A 17,297-nucleotide genomic window follows, 5' to 3' on the forward strand; every position below is an offset into this window, starting at 1 on the left:
CCACCGACGCGGGCGGCCGTCCCGCCGTCCCCATGACCCTCACAACACAGCCCGGCCGAGCCGGACTCAGCCACGGCTACGGGCACAGGTACGGGAACGGGTACGGGTGCGGGTACACCTACGGGTACGGGTACGGGCAGTGTTGCCGGGCCGCGGGCACTGGCGGCCCCGCGGGCGGCCAGCCCTCCGCACCCATGACGGTCACGCCACGCCACGGCACGGCACGGCCGGTCTCCTGTGTGTGGACGGGCGGTGCCACCGGCCGGCAGACGGGACACGTAGGCCGGAGGGGATGTACGGGGGTCCGCCCGCAGGGACCGGAGCGGACGCCGGGGTGCCCAGTCCATGGACCAGAAGCGCCCGGCCCGAGGACGGACCCCCGTGCGTCCCCTCCGGCCCCCCGGCACCAACAGACCCCGCCCGCCACCAGCCCCCACCAACCCCGAAGCCACCCACGAAACCGCAAGACACCGCCCCCCACGGCGACCTTGCCAAACACCCGTGCACCGCCCAACACACGGGTGGCAGCATGACCGTCATGCCCGCACTGCAGCGCGACGAGGCGCAGACCCGAGCCCGGCTCATCGACGTCCACCGCTACGAGATCGCCCTCGACCTCACCCAAGGCGAGGACCACTTCGGATCCCGTACGGTCATCCACTTCAGCGCACACGAGCCCGGCGACACCTTCGTCGAGATCAAGCCCGTCGAACTGCACACCGCCATCCTCGACGGCCACCCCATCGACCCCGCCGCTCTCGACGACAACCGCCTCCCCCTCCCCGGCCTCACCGCGGGCACCCACGAACTCCGCCTCGACGCCACCATGCGCTACTCCCACACCGGCGAAGGCATGCACCGCTTCACCGACCCCGCCGACAACGAGAGCTACGTCTACACCCAGCTCTTCATGGACGACGTCCAGCGCGTCTTCGCCGCCTTCGACCAGCCCGACCTCAAGGCCGTCTTCGCGCTCACCGTCACCGCCCCCGAAGACTGGACCGTCCTGGCCAACGGCATCACCGAGCACCTGGGCGACGGCACCTGGAAGGCCGCCCCCACCCCCCTCATCTCCACCTACCTCGTCGCCCTCGCCGCCGGCCCCTGGCACTCCGTACGCACCGAACACGCCGGACTGCCCTTCGGCATCCACTGCCGCCGCTCCCTGGCCCCCCACCTCGACGCCGACGCCGAGGAAATCCTCGACATCACCCGCCGCTGCTTCGACCGCTACCACCAGCTCTTCGACGAGCCCTACCCGTTCGACTCCTACGACCAGGCATTCGTCCCCGAATTCAACGCCGGCGCAATGGAAAACCCGGGACTCGTCACCTTCCGCGACGAATTCGTCTACCGCTCCGCCGTCACCGACACCGAACGCCAGACCCGCGGCATGGTCATCTCCCACGAAATGGCCCATATGTGGTTCGGCGACCTCGTCACCCTCCAATGGTGGGACGACATCTGGCTCAACGAATCCTTCGCCGAATACATGGGCTACCAAGTCCTTTCCGAGGCAACCCGCTTCACCGAAACCTGGACCGATTTCGCCGTCGCCCGAAAAGGCTGGGGATACGACGCCGACCAGCGCCCCTCCACCCACCCCGTGGCCCCCGCCCCCGACGACGTCCCCGACACCGCCTCCGCCCTCCTCAACTTCGACGGCATCTCCTACGCCAAGGGCGCCTCCGCACTGCGCCAACTCGTCGCCTGGATGGGCGAGAAGGACTTCCTCGCCGGCATCAACGACCACTTCGCCCGGCACCGCTTCGCCAACGCCACCCTCGCCGACTTCATCGACTCCCTCGCCCGCGCCACCGACCGCGACGTCCACACCTGGGCCGAACGCTGGCTGCGCACCACCGGAGTCGACACCCTCACCCCCGTCCTCACCGAAACCGAGGACGGCCACTGGACCCTGCGTATCGACCAGACCGGAAGCCAGGACGGCACCCGCCCCCACCAGCTCACCATCGGCCTGTACGACCAGGACCCCACCACCCCGACCCGCCTCATCCCGCGCAAGCCCCTGTCCCGGGAAGTCCCCGACCACGGTGCCCACCCCACGCCCGGCCGCCGCCCCGCCCTGGTCCTCCTCAACGACGGCGACCTCACCTACGCCAAGGTCCGCCTCGATGCCGCCTCCTGGGACACCGCCCTGCGCGCCCTGTCCGCCCTGCCCGACGCGCTGACCCGCGCCGTCGTCTGGAACGCCGCCCGCGACATGGTCCGCGACGGCGAACTCGCCCCCACTGCCTACCTGGACGCCGCCCGCGCCCACCTCCCGCACGAGGACGACCTCGCCCTCGTCCAGGGCGTCCTCACCTTCGCCCGCACCCAGATCGCCGACCGCTACCTCCCCCCGTCCCCCAAGCGCTCGACTTCGCTCGAACAGGGAGGTACCCCCACCCGCCACACCGCCCTGGCCACCCTCACCGCCATCAGCCGCGACATCCTGCGCCGCACCGAAGGCCCCGCCCACGACACCTCTACCGGCCTGCGCCTGAGCGCGGTGCGCGCCTTCATCGACAGCGCCACCACCCCCGAAGGCCTCCAGGACTGGCTCGACGACGGCAGCGTCCCCGGCGGCCCCGACCTCGACCCGGAACTGCGCTGGCGCATCCTCGGCCGCCTCGCCGCCCTCGGCGCCACCACCCCCGAGGCCATCGACGCCGAACTCACCCGCGACCCCAGCGCCACCGGCCGCCAGGGCGCCGCCCGCTGCCGCGCCGCCCTCCCCGATCCGGCCGCCAAACAGGCCGCCTGGGAGGCGCTGTTCACCACCGACGAACAGGGCGCCCTCTCCAACTACCTCTTCACCGCCACCGCCACCGGCTTCTGGGCCCCCGAACAGCACGACCTGCTCCGCCCCTACGTCGCCCGCTACTTCACCGACGCCCCCGCCCTCGCCGCCGCCCGCGGCCCCGCCCTCGCCGATGCCGCCGGCCGCTACGCCTTCCCCGCCACCCACATCGCCCCCGAAACCCTCCGCCTCGGCGAAGCCTGCCTCGCCGACGGCAACCCGACCCCCGCTCTGCGCCGCAAGCTCATCGACCAACTCGACGACCTGCGGCGGGCGTTGCGGGTCCGCGCCGCTCAGGAATAAGGCCGCCGCACCGGGTGCCACCGGGACAACGCCCGGCGGCACCCGAACAACTGCGGCAGGCCCGTAACACAAAAGGGTGGTACCACCGCCCGTACGAGTGGTGGTGCGGCAACAGGTGCCTACGCACCGTGCAGGGAAAGTAACTTAGGGCGGCCTTGGTCCCCAGTGGCCACCACCCGAACTCCCCCTGAAGAAGAGCGCATTGATGCCCGTGCCCTCTGCCGGGACCGCCCTCGCAGGCGGCACCAACGGCCCCCGCGCACTCCGCCCCCTCCTCGACACCGTCCTCGACGCCCTCACCACCGGCGCCGAGCACCGAGCCGGCCCCCTCCCACCCGGCGGCCCCGACGCCGTCGCCCACGCCGTACGCACCGCCTGCGCCCCCCTGCTCCCCGAACACGGCACCGGCGCCCACCAGGCACTGCGCACCCTGATCCACACCCTCGCCGCCGGCGCCGCCGACCCCGCCGACCCCCACTGCGCCGCCCACCTGCACTGCCCGCCGCTGGCCCTCGCCGCCGCCGCCGACCTCGCCGCCAGCGCCCTCAACCCCTCGATGGACTCCTGGGACCAGGCCCCCGCCGCCTCCGAACTCGAGGCCCTCACCTGCCGCGAACTCGCCGCCCTCGTCCACCCCCGGGCCGCCGCCCCCGACACCCTCGTCACCACCGGCGGCACCGAATCCAACCAACTCGCCGTCCTCCTGGCCCGCGAGGCCGCCAGGGAGCCGCACGAGTCCTCGTACACGGGCCTGCCCGGCGCCCCCCTCCAGATCGTCTGCGGCGCCAACGCCCACCACAGCATCCACCGCGCCGCCTGGCTCCTCGGCCTCCCCGAACCCCTCACCCTCCCCACCCCGGACGGCATCCTCACCCCCGACACCGTCCACACCTGCCTCGCCAGCCTCGTCGGTCACACCGGCCCCGTACTCCTCGCCGCCACCGCCGGCACCACCGACTCCGGCGCCATCGACCCCCTCCCCGCCCTCGCCGACCTCGCCGAACGCCATGGAGCGCGTTTTCACGTCGACGCCTCCTACGCCGGCCCCCTCCTCTTCAGCACCCTCCACCGCACCGCCCTGCACGGCCTCGACCGCGCCCACACGGTCACCCTCGACCTGCACAAACTCGGCTGGCAGCCCGTCGCCGCCGGCCTCCTCGCCGTCCCCGACGCCACCGCCCTCGCCCCCCTCGCCCACCAGGCCGACTACCTCAACGCCGACGACGACACCGAAGCGGGCCTGCCCGACCTCCTCGGCCGCTCACTGCGCACCACCCGCCGCCCCGACATCCTCAAAATCGCCGTCACCCTCAAAGCCCTCGGCCGCGCCGGCCTCGGCGACCTCGTCGACCGCACCCTCGCCGCCGCCCAGACCCTCGCCGACCTCATCGAGGCCCACCCCCGCTACGAACTCCACTCCCGCCCCACCCTCAGCACCGTCCTCTTCCGCCCCACCGGCGCCGACCCCACCACCCTCGCCGCCATCCGCCGCACCCTCCTCACCGACGGACACGCCGTCCTCGGCCGCGCCACCACCCCCACCGGCCTCTGGCTCAAGGCCACCCTCCTCAACCCCCACACCCAGCCCGGAGACCTCACCACCCTCCTCAAACTCGTGGAAGGCCACACCCCCCGATGACCCCTCCCGACACCACCGGCCCGGACACCACCGGCCCCGACACCCCCCTCGACCTCGCCGGCATCGGCATCGGCCCCTTCAACCTCTCCCTCGCCGCCCTCGCCCACCCCCTCACCCACCTGCGCACCGCCTTCTACGACCAGCGCCCCGCCTTCCACTGGCATCCCGGCCTCCTCATCGACGGCGCCACCCTCCAAGTCCCCTTCCTCGCCGACCTCGTCACCCTCACCGACCCCACCAGCCCCTGGACCTTCCTCAACTACCTCCGCAGCCGCGAGCGCCTCTACCCCTTCTACTTCGCCGAGAAATTCCACATCCACCGCGCCGAATACGACGCCTACTGCCGCTGGGTCAGCGAAAACCTCACCGGGCTCCACTTCGGCCACCAGATCGACGCCCTGCGCTGGAACCCCGAACGCGCCCTCTTCGAAGTCGACTTCACCCAACTCGACACCGACGGCGAAGCCGAAGCCCTCGGCCGCACCTACGCCCGCAACATCGCCCTGGGCATCGGCACCGCCCCCCACATCCCCGAACCCCTGCGCCCCCTCGCCGACGCCCCCACCGTCCCCGTCATCCACTCAGCCGACTACCTCGACCACCGCGAACGCCTCCTGGCCGCCGACCACGTCACCGTCATCGGCGCCGGCCAATCGGGCGCCGAAATCTTCCTCGACCTGCTCCGCGCCCGCCCCACCGGCAGCGAAGGCCTCCACTGGCTCGCCCGTACCGCCGCCTTCGCCCCCATGGAATACAGCAAGCTCGGCCTCGAACACTTCACCCCCGACTACACCCGCTACTTCCACGCCCTGACCGAACCCGTACGCGACGCACTCGTCCCCGGCCAGTGGCAGCTCCACAAAGGCATCGACCACGACACCCTCGCCGCCATCCACGACGAGCTCTACCGCCGCACCCTCCACGGCGGCTGGCCCGACACCACCCTCACCCCAGGCGTCTCCGTACGCACCGCAGGCCGCGTAGGCACCACCAAAATCGAGCTCCACCTCGACCACACCCAGCAAGGCACCCGCTCCCGCCTCACCACCGACGCCGTCGTCCTCGCCACCGGCTACCGCGAACGCCGCCTCGACACCCTCCTCGCCGCCCTCGACCCCCACGTACGCCGCGACCGCTCGGGCCGCCCCCGCGTCGACGAGCACCACCGCCTCGCCCTCGACCCCTCCATCACCGGCGCGATCTACGTCCAGAACGCCGAAACCCACACCCACGGCGTCGGCACCCCCGACCTCGGCCTGGCCGCCTGGCGCAGCGCCACCATCCTCAACTCCCTCACCGACACCCCCGCCTACCCCCTCCCCACCCGCACCGCCTTCACCACCTTCGGCCTCCAGCAGCCCTCCCCGGAATGCACCGGCACCGTCCCGCGGCAGGGGTCCACGCTCGTTCCCCGGCACTGAACCCCGCCCCGCGGCGGCGGCGCCCCCACGGCACCGCCGCCCCGGTATCCGGCCCCGCCTCAGAACACCGGCACTCCGTCCCGCGTCACCTTCCAATCCACCGAAGCAAATGTCGCCGGATCGATCCCACCGCTTTCCTGCACCCACCCAATAATCAGGGTCCGGATCTCATCCGACGTCGACCACACCTGCTGCGCACCCGCCACATGCGGGAAACCCCCACCCCCACTGGCCCGGTAGTTGTTCACCGCCAGAACGAACTTCGCCGCATCATCCACCGGCTTCCCCTCGAACGTCAGCTTTCCGATCCGCCGACCCGCCGGCTTCGCGATATCGATCTCGTACGAGACGCCACTCACCGCGTCATAGTTGTAATCCGGCGTACCGTCCGCATTCGTGATCCTTGACGGATCCACCGGACCGTCCCCGGCCGCCGTCTGCACGTAATATCGCGCCGAGAACTCCAGATACTCCCGCATCTGCGCCCCCGTCAGCACCCGCGCCTCCAGCGTATTGTCGAACGGATACAGCGCAGCCATCGACCGGATCGTCACATCCCCCTCCGGAACCTTCGCCGTCCGCGAAAAACACGACGCCTGCGACAACACCGGCAACGACGCATACTCCGACCCGGCCAGCGCCTTACGCACCACCTCCGCCGGCACAAAGGAAATGAAGTCCAGGATCGGGGTGTCCTTCACCGGCGCCTCCGCCGCCGTCATCTCCGCCTTGGACCGGCCGATCACCCGGTTCACATACGCCACGACCTTGCGATGCTCCGCCCGCAGCAATTCCGTGATCCGCGCATCCTCCGCCACCGCATTCGACTTCAGAACCCGGGAGCCGACCGACCCGACCTCCCAACGCCCCCGACGCCACTCCACCACCACATCGAAAAGCGTCAGCCGCTGCCCCCACTTCAACGGCTCCGAGAGCACCACCTCCCGGCCCGTCTCCTTGTTCACCACCCGCCGCTCGGCAACCTCCACATGCGCATGCCCCACCAAAATCGCATCGATCCCCGGCACCTGCTCCGCCACCAACGCCGCCGCATTCTCCACATACGGCAACTGATCCCCGTACGACGAGGTACCGCTCATCCCTGAATGCGCCGACACCAGCACCACGTCCGCACCCATCGACCGCAGCCTCGGCACCCATTTCGCCGCCTGCTCGACCAGCCCCGGAAACGCCAGCTTCCCCTGCACATGCGCCTTGTCCCACAGTGCGATCCCCGGATTCGTCAAACCCAGCACCGCCACCTTCACCTCCCGCCCGTGCGGCGAGCTCAACCGCTTCATCACATACGGACGGAACGCCGGGCGCAGCGACTGCGCATCCACCGCATTCGCCCCCAGCAGCGGAAAATCACAGCTCTCCTCGAACTTCCGTAGCACCGGAATCCCGTAATTGAACTCGTGATTCCCCAGCGCGGCCGCGTCATAGCCGATCGCATTCATCGCCCGCGCCATCGGATGCACCGGACCGCCCGGATCCGTGATCGGATCAACCTTGGCGTAGTAATACGCCAGCTGCGTGCCCTGAATGGTGTCGCCCGCATCGATCAGCAGCGTGTTGTGCCGGCCCTTCTCCCGCCGCACATCCGTCACCAGCGTGGAAATCTTCGCCAGACCCACATCGTTGTGATCCGCATCGTCGAACTCGGCGTCCGTGGCGTAGTCCCAGTTGAAGACATTGCCGTGCAGATCCGTCGTCCCCATGACCGTGAACGCATACCGCTCACCCCGGCGTCCGGCATCACGCCCGCCCTGCTGCCGCACCTCCGCGGCCTCCGCCACGGGTACGCCCGCAGCCCCCGCGAGCGCCACCCCGGCCCCCGTCACCACAGAACTCCCCAAGAACTTCCTACGGCCGAACGACATGCCAACTCCCTCGGACGAACACACGGATGAAAACACTGATGAACCCGGCCGTCAGCGGACGAACTTGAGCAAACTCCGCCCCGGACGCGGGGCGGCGCAGCTGGGTGGCGTCCACGGATGACGCGCGTAGATTCTGCACGCACCCGTCCCTCACGCAACACCCCTCGCCCACGTCTCCATGGGATCGCCCACCCCAACCCGCCCCCGATATGCGACTCTTCACCACCACACCCCTCAACCACCCACCACTCACAGTGCCCAGGAGTCTCAATGACCAAGTCGAGCCGCCTGCGTGACCGGCGGGGCGGAGGTGAAGACCCGGTTGTCGCGCATAAGCGCCCACAGGACGCCGGCGCGTCGGCGGGCCAGGGCGATGACGGCCTGGACGTGCTTGCAGCCCTCGCCGCGCTTCTTGAGGTAGAAGTCCCGGTTCGGGCCCGCGCGGATGATGCTGGTCTGGGTGGACATGGAGAACACCCGTCGCAGGCGGCGGCTGTAGCGCTTCGGCCGGTGAAGATTGCCGGTCCGTCGTCCGGAGTCCCGTGGGACGGGCACCAGCCCGGCCGCCGAGGCCAGGTGGCCGGCGTCCACGTAGGCGGACAAGTCCCCGGCGGCGACGACGAACTCCGTTCCGAGTATCGGGCCCAGGCCGGGCAGGGACTCGATGATCTCCGCCTGCGGGTGGCTGCGGAACGTGTCGCGGATCTGCTTGTCGATCCGCTTCAAGCGGTCGTCCAGGTCCAGGATCTGGGTGGCCGGGTCGGCAACGATCTGCGCGGCGATGTCCTCGCCGGGCAGCGCGGTCTGCTGGGCCCGAGCCGCCTCCAGAGCCGTGGCCGCGACCGCATCGGCGCCCCGGACACTGCGGTTGGCCGGCCATGCCGTCAGCCGGGCCCGCCCGCGGCGCCGGATGGCGGCCGGGGCCTGCTAGCCCGTCAGCGGCACCGGCGCACCCTTGTGGCTGCTGTAGTCGAAAGCCCGCTCCAGCGCGGGAAAGACGCCGGTCAGCACGTCACGCGGACGGTTGATCATCCGTACCCGGTCGGCCACGAGGTCGGAGCGGTGGGCGGTCGGCAGCGCGAGGTCGGCGGCCGGCTGGGCGGGCACGTCGATAGCGGTGAAGTCGTTGCGGTGGCGGGCGGTTTCGGCGATGACGTAGGCATCGCGGGCATCCGTCTTGGCCTCGCCCCGGTAGGCGCCCGACATACGGTTGACCGTCCGGCCGGGCACGTAGACGGCCCGCTGCCCGTGGGCCGCCAGCAGGGCCGGCAGCAGCGCGGAGGACGTACCGGAGATGTCCACCGCCCAGTACACCTCGTCCCCCAGGTCCAGAATCTCGCCGAGCGCAGTCAGGATTGCCGATTCGTCGTTGTCGATCTTCCTCGACCACAAGGCCGCGCCGGTCTCATCGACCGCCGCCGCCCAGTGATGCCCTTTGCCCGCGTCGATACCCACCCAGATCCGGGCCTGCCGCTTGCTCACTCGCCCCTCCTCGTTCCGCGCAGCATGCCGTCGGCCCGAGGAACACCCCGCTGTCATCTCCGTAATCAGCGACCGCACACGGCGCGCACATCTCCATCAGCAGCCAGGGCGCCCCGAAGAGTCGGACGGCCACTCCTTGGGAGCCACTGAAGGCAAGACCCCATAAGCCACATCCGGCCCTCCCGGGCCGCCTAACAACTTACGGAGACCCCATGGCAGCCCACACCCCCGAAGACGCACCCGCCCCTCTGCCCTACGGCACCCCCGACACCCCCCGCCTCGCCGTACGCGGCGAGGCCCGCCTCGAGGTCGACCCCGAAATCGCCCGCGTCTTCGTCACCGTCACCGCCCGCGGCACCGACCGCAACGCCGCCCTCACCGACCTCACCCGCCGCAACGACGAGGCCCTCACCCTCATCAAGAGCTACGGCGACGCCATCGAAAAACTCGAAACCGGCGCCTTCAGCATCCACCCCCAGCTCACCTACAACGGCCGCAACGAACGCATCCGCGCCTATCACGGCAGCGTCACCCTCACCGCCGCCCTCAACGACTTCACCGCCCTCGGCGAACTCACCACCCGCCTCGCCGACCTCGAGCTCACCCGCGTCGCCGGCCCCTGGTGGGCCCTGCGCCCCGACTCACCCGCCCACCGCGCCGCCCGCACCCAGGCCGTCCGCGAAGCCGTCCAGCGCGCCCGCGAATACGCCGAAGCCCTCGGCGCCCGCCTCGACGCCATCGTCGAGCTCGCCGACCTCGGCGCCGAAAACGCCCTCCCGCCCACCCCGCCCGTCATGGCCGGCTACGCGCCCGCGCCGCCCGACCCGGGCGCCGCGCCCGCCCCGGCTCCCGCCCTCGACCTCCAGCCCCAGCGCCAGACCGTCTACGCCAATGTCAACGCACGCTTTACGATGACCCGTCCCGCACTATGAGACCGCGCCCCACAAGGCCGAAATTCCGCTCATCAGAGCACCTCCATGCCCATTCCAATACTTGTCAACAGCCTTTCACTGAGCGGTCGTTGGGCTGTCACTTCTTTACCGTTCCCTACCGCCCGGTAGGTCATAGGGTCGAAACATGCGCCGAGCAAAGATTGTCTGCACACTAGGACCCGCCACCGACTCGTACGAGCAGATCAAAGCCCTCGTAGACGCCGGAATGGACATCGCCCGCTTCAACCTCAGCCACGGCAACTACGCCGACCACGAAGCGCGCTACGAGCGGGTCCGCAAAGCATCAGAAGAAACCCGCCGCAGCGTCGGCATCCTCGCCGACCTTCAAGGTCCGAAGATCCGCCTCGGCCGATTCCAGGAAGGCCCCGTACTTCTCGAACGCGACGACGAGTTCACCATCACCGTCGAACCGTCCGTCGAAGGCGACCGCCGCATCTGCGGCACCACCTATTCCGGCCTCGCGGACGACGTCACCACCGGCGAGCGCATCCTCGTCGACGACGGCAGGGTGACTCTGGAGGTCACCGGGGTCTCCGGCCCCCGCGTCCACACCAAGGTCATCGAAGGCGGCATGGTCTCCGACCACAAAGGCCTCAACCTCCCCGGCGTCGCCGTATCCGTCCCCGCCCTCTCCGAAAAGGACCGGGACGACCTCCGCTGGGCCCTGCGCACCGGCGCCGACATCATCGCCCTCTCCTTCGTCCGCAGCGGCCGCGACATCGAAGATGTCCACCGCATCATGCGCGAGGAGGACCGCTTCCTCCCCGTCATCGCCAAGGTGGAGAAGCCCCAGGCGGTCGACAACATCGACGACATCGTCGCCGCCTTCGACGGCATCATGGTCGCCCGCGGCGACCTCGGCGTCGAAATGCCCCTGGAAACCGTCCCGATCGTCCAGAAGCGCGCCGTCAAACTCGCCAGGCGCAACGCCAAGCCGGTCATCGTCGCGACCCAGATGCTCGACTCGATGATCGACAACTCCCGGCCCACCCGCGCCGAGGCCTCCGATGTCGCCAACGCCGTCATCGACGGCACGGACGCCGTAATGCTCTCCGGCGAAACCAGCGTCGGTAAATACCCCACCGAAACGGTCAGGACGATGAGCCGCATCGTCGAGGCCGCCGAGGAAGACATCCTGGCCAAGGGCCTCCCGCCGCTGACGCTGACGAGCAAGCCCCGCACCCAGGGCGGCGCCGTTGCCCGCGCCGCCGCCGAAATGGGCGACTTCCTCGGCGCCAAGTTCCTCGTCGCCTTTACCCAGTCCGGCGATACGGTCCGCCGCCTTTCCCGCTACCGCTCGCCCATCCCGCTCCTGGCCTTCACCCCCGACGAGGCCACCCGCTCCCAGCTCAACGTCAGCTGGGGCGTGGAAACCTTCCTCGGCCCCACCGTCAATTCCACCGACGAAATGGTGGCCCAGGTGGACGAGCAGCTCCTGAAGATCGGCCGCTGCCAAAAGGGCGACGTCGTCATCATCACCGCCGGCTCCCCACCCGGAGTCCCCGGCTCCACCAACCTCGTCCGCGTCCACCACATCGGCGAGGACGACGCCCCGAAGTAAGCCGTAGCGCGCACCGAATGCGCTGGGCCGAGGTTCTGACTGCCGTCCCTGTCAGTACTTCGGCCCGATGTGTTGGTCCATGAGGGCCACCGAGGCCTTGCGGGCGACGGAGATGTTTTCCGCCTTGCGGGACTGCCGGGCCGGCTTCCACTCGACACCGACCTTGTCGAGGGTGTCCGTATAGAGCCGCAGGATGTCGGCGGACCTGTTCGTGAAGAAGTACCGCGGGTATTCGTAGCGCTTGCGCTCCCCGCCGACCATCCGCGTCGTCCAGTTGGTGATTCGGCAGCCGTCGGAGTGGATCAGGCCGCGGATGAATGCCCAGGGATGTTCATCCACAATCCGCTGCTGCCAGGCTTCGAGGGTAATGCGCCGGTTGTGCTTCTTGCCGGGCCCGTGCTGAGGGAAGAGGCAAGGCCAGTGGTGGCTGTAGCTCGTTACCATGACGCAGCCCTGGCGTTGGATGACACACACGCTGTTCATCGGGCGGACCGCCTTCATCGCGTCGCGGCACGCCACGATCAAGCCCGGCCATGCGTCCGCACATGCGATGCGGAGTGTGTACCCACGTCCTCGCGGCTGTCTGCTGAGGCAGCCGTCGCCGAGGTAGAGACCGAGTAAGTACGCGTACGCCTCGACTGACTCGGGCGGTCTCGGCAATCGCTCGCATCGCGGGCATTCGCCCTTACGGGAGATCGGTTCGATCCGGGTCTGCCAGGAGCGGATCGCATGCCGCGATATGCCGGTCTGCTTGCTCACGGAGTTGAGGCTGCGGCCTTGGGCGACGAGAGAGAGCGCGCGTTCACGCGTGGGGATGTCGTACACGAACCCGAGCATGGTGTGGGTTCGCCGCGTGAGAATGGAATCGAAGGAGCGTTCACCGCTGCGGGTGAAGATCTCCAACCGTCGGAAGGCCTTCGAAATGAAGGTGAAGTGCCCTGGGTGGGATTCGAACCCACGCTGTCGGTGGTTTGAGCACCGTGCCTCTGCCGCTGGGCTACCAGGGCCAGCCTTGGAAACCAAGGTTAGCGAAGACCCGCCGTGCATCAAACATACAGGAGATAGGTAGGCTCATGGGGCACCACCTGCCAGCAAGAGGAGTCCCGTGAGCGCCGCCGAGCCCGAGCAGCCCGTCACCGACGATGATCAGTCGCATGTCCCGCCGCTGACCACCCGCGTCGTGATCGCCGAGGACGAGGCGCTCATCCGTCTCGATCTCAAAGAGATGCTGGAGGAAGAGGGCTACACGGTCGTCGGCGAGGCCGGGGACGGCCAGACGGCCATCGAGCTGGCCCGGGAGCACCGGCCCGACCTGGTGATCCTGGACGTGAAGATGCCGGTTCTGGACGGTATCTCGGCAGCCGAGAAGATCGCCGAGGAGAGCATCGCCCCGGTGCTGATGCTCACCGCGTTCTCGCAGCGCGAGCTGGTGGAGCGGGCGCGGGACGCCGGTGCGATGGCGTACCTCGTGAAGCCGTTCTCCAAGAGCGATGTCGTGCCGGCGATCGAGATGGCGGTGAGCCGGTTCACCGAGCTGAAGACGCTGGAGAAGGAGGTCGCGGACCTCACCCAGCGGCTGGAGACGCGGAAGCTCGTCGACCGTGCGAAGAGCATTCTGCAGACGCAGTACGGGCTGACCGAGCCGGCCGCGTTCCGGTGGATCCAGAAGACGTCGATGGACCGGCGGCTGTCGATGCAGCAGGTCGCCGAGGCGGTCATTGAGGACGCCGAGGAGAAGAAGCAGAAGGATCAGGCGGAGGGGCAGTAGCGGCCAGGAGGGCGCGGGCGCCGTCGGTTTCGGCGGCGCGCGTGCCCTCGAAGCTCGCTGGCGCCTTCTGGTGGGCGGCGCGGACCGGTCTCCTTCGCCGAGGGCTTCGCGTGCCTGGCCAAGAGCCATGAAAACTTTGGCCTGTCGCCGGCTGCCGCCGATGTCGCGCAGCAGCTCGAGCGCGCGTTCCGCGCGGCCTGCGGCGTCGCCGGGGCGGCCGGAGGTCAGCAGGACCTCGGCCATGCGGAAGAGGGCGAGGCCTTGCCAGAGGGGCTGTCGTTCCTCGTCGAAGATCGTCAGGACGTCCTTGTACCGGTCGAGTGCTTCGGTGGGGCGGTTTGCTGCGGCGAGGATGCGCCCCAGGGTGCAGAGGGAGTGGCCCTGGCGTGCGGTGGCGCCGAGGCGGCGCGGTTGGGCTGCAGGGTTTTCTCGGCTGTGGTGTGGGCGTCCTGGACGGCGGCGGAGGCCCAGGTGGGTGCGGGCGAGGTTGTTGAGGACGGCGGCTTCGCCGTGGCGGTCGCCGTCGTTCCGCAATGCGTCGAGGGCCTGTGAGAGGTGCTGGACGGCGTCGTCGTAGCCGTGGGCGGTGAGCGCGTCGACGCCGCGGTGGCTGAGGGCGCGGCTGTGGGTGGGGGGATCGCCGGCGGCGCGGCTGTGGGTGAGCGCGGCGCGGGTGTGGGTGTCGGCTTCGTGGAAGTTGCCAAGGCGGGCGTGGGCGCGGGCCGGCAGGAGGCGTGCGCGGCCTTCGCTGTGGGGGGCGTCGGATTCCTGTGCCGTGTGGGCGAGTTGCTGGGCGGCTTGGGCGTAGCGGGGGAGGAGGCTGCGGCTTTCCACCAGATCTTGGGTGATCAGGAGGAGGTCGGCAGCCTTTTGGCGTTCGGCGGTGTTGATAAAGGTGTCGGTGTCGGTGGTTTGGCGGACGAGGGCGAGGAGGGGGTGGGCTTCGGTGGTCAGCCAGTCGAGGGCGGTGTCGACGAGGGATTCGGTGAGTTCTTCGGCGGTGGGGGTGCCGGTGTCGAGGAGGGCTGCGGCTGCAGGGGGGAGACGCCGGGGCCATCGGGGAGGCTCATGAGGCGGAAGGTGCGGGCTTGTTGGGGTGAGAGCTCTTGGCAGCCGCGTTCGAAGGTGGCTCGGATGCTGAGGTCGCCGGCGTGGATTTCGGTCAAGTGCCGTCGGCTGTCGGTGAGTTGGTGGGCGAGGTGGGCGATGGTCCAGGTGCGGCGGGCGGTCAGCTGGGATGCGGCGATGCGGACGGCCAAGGGTAGGTAGCCGCAGGCATCGATGATCTCCCGCGCTGCGGCTCGTTCTTTGTCCACTCTGTCGTCGCCGGTGATCCGGCGGCTGGTCGGTGTGGTGGAGGTTGACGTAGAGCCGGCCGTCGGGGAAGTGGTGGCGGGCGGTGTGTGCGGTGTGGAGGGCGAGGGCGGTTTTGCCGACGCCGGGCATCCCGGTGATGACGGTGACGGTTGTGGTGCTGTGGGCGGCTGTGGCGAGTTGAGCGGTCAGTTGGCTGAGTGCGGTGTCGCGTCCGGTGACGTCACGGACGGTGCTGCCGTGCATTCGCATTCGCTGGTGTGGCCGATCGCCGGAGCCGTGGTGATTCCGGCTTTTTCGTCCTCGTGGGATATCTCGGCAAAGTGCTGAGGTCGGCGCGCCGGCTTCCTGTGGTGCTTACCGCCGTGGCGGTGCTCATCGGGGCGCTGCCGGCGGTTCTTTACGCGTGGTATTACGCGTTGACCTCGATGTGGTGAGCCGGGGGCCGGTCGGCTGAGTGCGCTGTACGGGGGCCGGGCGGGTCCGGCCCCCGTACGGCTCAGTCCTCGCCCAGGTACGCCTTGCGTACGGATTCGTCGTGCAGCAGATGCCGGCCGCTTCCCGAGAGCACGATGCGGCCGATTTCCATGACGTGTCCCTGGTCGGCGAGGGAGAGCGCGGCCTGGGCGTTCTGCTCGACGAGGAGGATGGTGGTGCCTTGGGAGCGGAGTTCGCGGATGGTCTCCATGATTTTCTGCATCATGATCGGTGAGAGGCCCATGGAGGGTTCGTCGAGCATGAGCAGCTTGGGGCGGGACATCAGTGCCCGGCCCATGGCGAGCATTTGCTGTTCGCCGCCGGAGAGGGTGCCGGAGGCTTGTTTGCGGCGTTCGCCGAGGATGGGGAAGAGGTCGTAGACGCGCTGGATGTCGGCGTCGATGCCGCTGGTGTCCTTGCGGAGGAAGGCGCCCAGCTGGAGGTTTTCCTCGATGGAGAGGCGGGGGAAGAGCCGGCGGCCTTCGGGGGAATGGGCCAGGCCGCGTTCGACGATTTTGTGGGCGGGTACGCCGTTGAGGGGTTCTCCGTCGAAGGTGATCTTTCCGGCGAGTGGTTTGAGGAGCCCGGAGAGGGTGCGCAGGGTGGTGGTTTTTCCCGCGCCGTTGGTACCGATGAGGGTGACGGCCTGGCCGGCTTCGACGGAGAACGAGATGCCCTTGACGGCTTCGATCTTTCCGTAGGCGACGCGGAGGTCCTCGACTTCGAGCAGTGCGGTCATGGGGTGTCTCCGGTCTCTGCAGGCTCTGCGCTCTCTCCGGTTTCCGCGCTTTCTCCGGCCTTGGCGGATTCTGCCTTTGCCGTTTCTGTGGCGGCGGGCGGTTCCGGCGGGGCGTCGTCGTCCGCCGTACCGGCCGGTCCGGTGGTCTCCGCCGTGTCGTCCATCGGTGTGCCCAGGTAGGCCGCGACGACCCGCTCATCGGCCTGGACGACGTCCGCGGTGCCCTCGATGAGTTTCTGGCCCTGGACGAGGCAGGCGACGCGGTCGCACAGGTTGAAGATGAAGCGCATGTCGTGCTCGATGACGAGGACGGCGGTGCCCTGGTCGCGGATGGCGAGGACGAGGTCCTGGGTGGCGCGGGTTTCCTGGGGGTTCATGCCGGCGGTGGGCTCGTCCAGGAGGAGCAGGCCGGGGTCGCTGGCGAGGGCGCGGGCGATTTCGAGCTTGCGTTGCTCGCCGTAGGGGAGGTTGCGGGCGAGGTGGTCGCGTTTGTGGGCGAGGCCGGTGAAATCCAGGAGTTCCATGGCGCGTTGCTCGGAGGCGCGTTCCGCCTTCTTGAAGCCGGGGCCGCGCAGGAGGGCGGACCAGAGGCCTTCCTTGGTGCGGGTGTGGCGGCCTACGAGGACGTTCTCCAGGACGGTCATGTTGGCGAAGAGGCGGATGTTCTGGAAGGTGCGTGCGACGCCGGCCTGGGTGACGAGGTGGGGTTTCCGGGAGAGGCGGGTGCCCTGGTAGCTGACGGTGCCTTCGGTGGGGACGTAGAGGCCGGTGAGGCAGTTGAAGAACGTGGTCTTGCCGGCGCCGTTGGGGCCGATGAGACCGACGATCTCGCCGGCGCCGACGGTGAGGTCGACGCCGCGTACGGCCGTGAGCCCGCCGAAGCGCATGGTCACGCCGGAGGCTTCGAGGACGGTGGCGTTGGTGGTGCCGAGGGTGGTTGTGGTCATGGTGTCG

General features: G+C 69.4%; 12 protein-coding genes, 1 tRNA gene and 2 pseudogenes. 8 read left to right on the top strand and 7 right to left on the bottom strand.

What is annotated here, in order from left to right; all coding sequences use genetic code 11:
• Window positions 1-538: 538 nt before the first annotated feature.
• The 3 genes from pepN to AB0D04_RS19865 all read left to right on the top strand — a co-directional run bounded on the left by pepN (window position 539) and on the right by AB0D04_RS19865 (window position 6,166).
• Window positions 539-3,106 (top strand): aminopeptidase N, encoded by a 2,568-nt coding sequence (gene pepN, locus AB0D04_RS19855; protein ID WP_362704772.1) that lies wholly within the window; start codon window positions 539-541, stop codon window positions 3,104-3,106.
• Between the two features lie 205 nt (window positions 3,107-3,311).
• The gene (locus AB0D04_RS19860) at window positions 3,312-4,745 is read left to right on the top strand and encodes a pyridoxal-dependent decarboxylase (protein WP_362704775.1); all 1,434 of its coding nucleotides are present in this window, start codon (window positions 3,312-3,314) and stop codon (window positions 4,743-4,745) included.
• Entirely contained in the window at window positions 4,742-6,166 is a 1,425-nt protein-coding gene (locus tag AB0D04_RS19865; protein WP_362704777.1) for a SidA/IucD/PvdA family monooxygenase, read from the top strand. The genes AB0D04_RS19860 and AB0D04_RS19865 overlap by 4 nt, the downstream gene beginning before the upstream one ends.
• Window positions 6,167-6,225: 59 nt before the next feature.
• Here the strand turns inward: AB0D04_RS19865 and AB0D04_RS19870 are convergent, their stop codons facing one another.
• Window positions 6,226-8,049 carry a 5'-nucleotidase C-terminal domain-containing protein gene (locus tag AB0D04_RS19870; protein ID WP_362704780.1) on the bottom strand — a complete coding sequence of 608 codons (1,824 nt, stop codon included), beginning with the start codon at window positions 8,047-8,049 and terminating at the stop codon, window positions 6,226-6,228.
• A 267-nt stretch (window positions 8,050-8,316) separates the two neighbouring features.
• Window positions 8,317-9,531: pseudogene (locus AB0D04_RS19875) on the bottom strand (IS110 family transposase).
• 212 nt (window positions 9,532-9,743) lie between these two features.
• Here AB0D04_RS19875 and AB0D04_RS19880 point away from each other — a divergent pair.
• Both AB0D04_RS19880 and pyk read left to right on the top strand, forming a co-directional pair.
• On the top strand, window positions 9,744-10,463 hold the full coding sequence (locus tag AB0D04_RS19880; RefSeq protein ID WP_362704783.1) for an SIMPL domain-containing protein: 720 nt from the start codon (window positions 9,744-9,746) through the stop codon (window positions 10,461-10,463).
• A 145-nt stretch (window positions 10,464-10,608) separates the two neighbouring features.
• Window positions 10,609-12,045 carry a pyruvate kinase gene (gene pyk / locus AB0D04_RS19885; RefSeq protein WP_362704786.1) on the top strand — a complete coding sequence of 479 codons (1,437 nt, stop codon included), beginning with the start codon at window positions 10,609-10,611 and terminating at the stop codon, window positions 12,043-12,045.
• Between the two features lie 51 nt (window positions 12,046-12,096).
• Here the strand turns inward: pyk and AB0D04_RS19890 are convergent, their stop codons facing one another.
• Window positions 12,097-12,870 carry a transcriptional regulator gene (locus AB0D04_RS19890; RefSeq protein WP_362704896.1) on the bottom strand — a complete coding sequence of 258 codons (774 nt, stop codon included), beginning with the start codon at window positions 12,868-12,870 and terminating at the stop codon, window positions 12,097-12,099.
• Window positions 12,871-12,979: 109 nt separating this feature from the next.
• Window positions 12,980-13,052, bottom strand: a tRNA-Leu gene (locus AB0D04_RS19895).
• Window positions 13,053-13,150: 98 nt separating this feature from the next.
• On the opposite strand from AB0D04_RS19895, the gene AB0D04_RS19900 reads away from it, so the two are divergent.
• From AB0D04_RS19900 to AB0D04_RS19910, 3 genes are all read left to right on the top strand, one after another.
• A complete protein-coding gene (locus AB0D04_RS19900) occupies window positions 13,151-13,813 on the top strand; it encodes a response regulator (protein ID WP_362704788.1) in 663 nt (220 codons plus the stop codon).
• 375 nt (window positions 13,814-14,188) lie between these two features.
• The gene (locus AB0D04_RS19905) at window positions 14,189-14,365 is read left to right on the top strand and encodes a hypothetical protein (protein ID WP_362704791.1); all 177 of its coding nucleotides are present in this window, start codon (window positions 14,189-14,191) and stop codon (window positions 14,363-14,365) included.
• Window positions 14,366-14,368: 3 nt separating this feature from the next.
• Entirely contained in the window at window positions 14,369-15,082 is a 714-nt protein-coding gene (locus tag AB0D04_RS19910; RefSeq protein WP_362704793.1) for a hypothetical protein, read from the top strand.
• Here the strand turns inward: AB0D04_RS19910 and AB0D04_RS19915 are convergent.
• From AB0D04_RS19915 to AB0D04_RS19925, 3 genes and pseudogenes are all read right to left on the bottom strand, one after another.
• Window positions 14,972-15,379, bottom strand: a pseudogene (locus AB0D04_RS19915) (ATP-binding protein); the annotation flags it as partial. The gene AB0D04_RS19910 and the pseudogene AB0D04_RS19915 sit on opposite strands and share 111 nt — an antisense overlap.
• Window positions 15,380-15,626: 247 nt before the next feature.
• A complete protein-coding gene (locus AB0D04_RS19920; protein ID WP_362704795.1) occupies window positions 15,627-16,343 on the bottom strand; it encodes an ABC transporter ATP-binding protein in 717 nt (238 codons plus the stop codon).
• Window positions 16,340-17,290, bottom strand: coding sequence for an ABC transporter ATP-binding protein (locus AB0D04_RS19925; RefSeq protein WP_362704798.1), 951 nt, complete (start codon window positions 17,288-17,290; stop codon window positions 16,340-16,342). Before AB0D04_RS19925 ends, AB0D04_RS19920 begins: the two co-directional genes overlap by 4 nt.
• Between the last annotated feature and the right edge of the window lie 7 nt (window positions 17,291-17,297).

Source organism: Streptomyces sp. NPDC048483 (assembly GCF_040651455.1).
Lineage (GTDB): Bacteria > Actinomycetota > Actinomycetes > Streptomycetales > Streptomycetaceae > Streptomyces.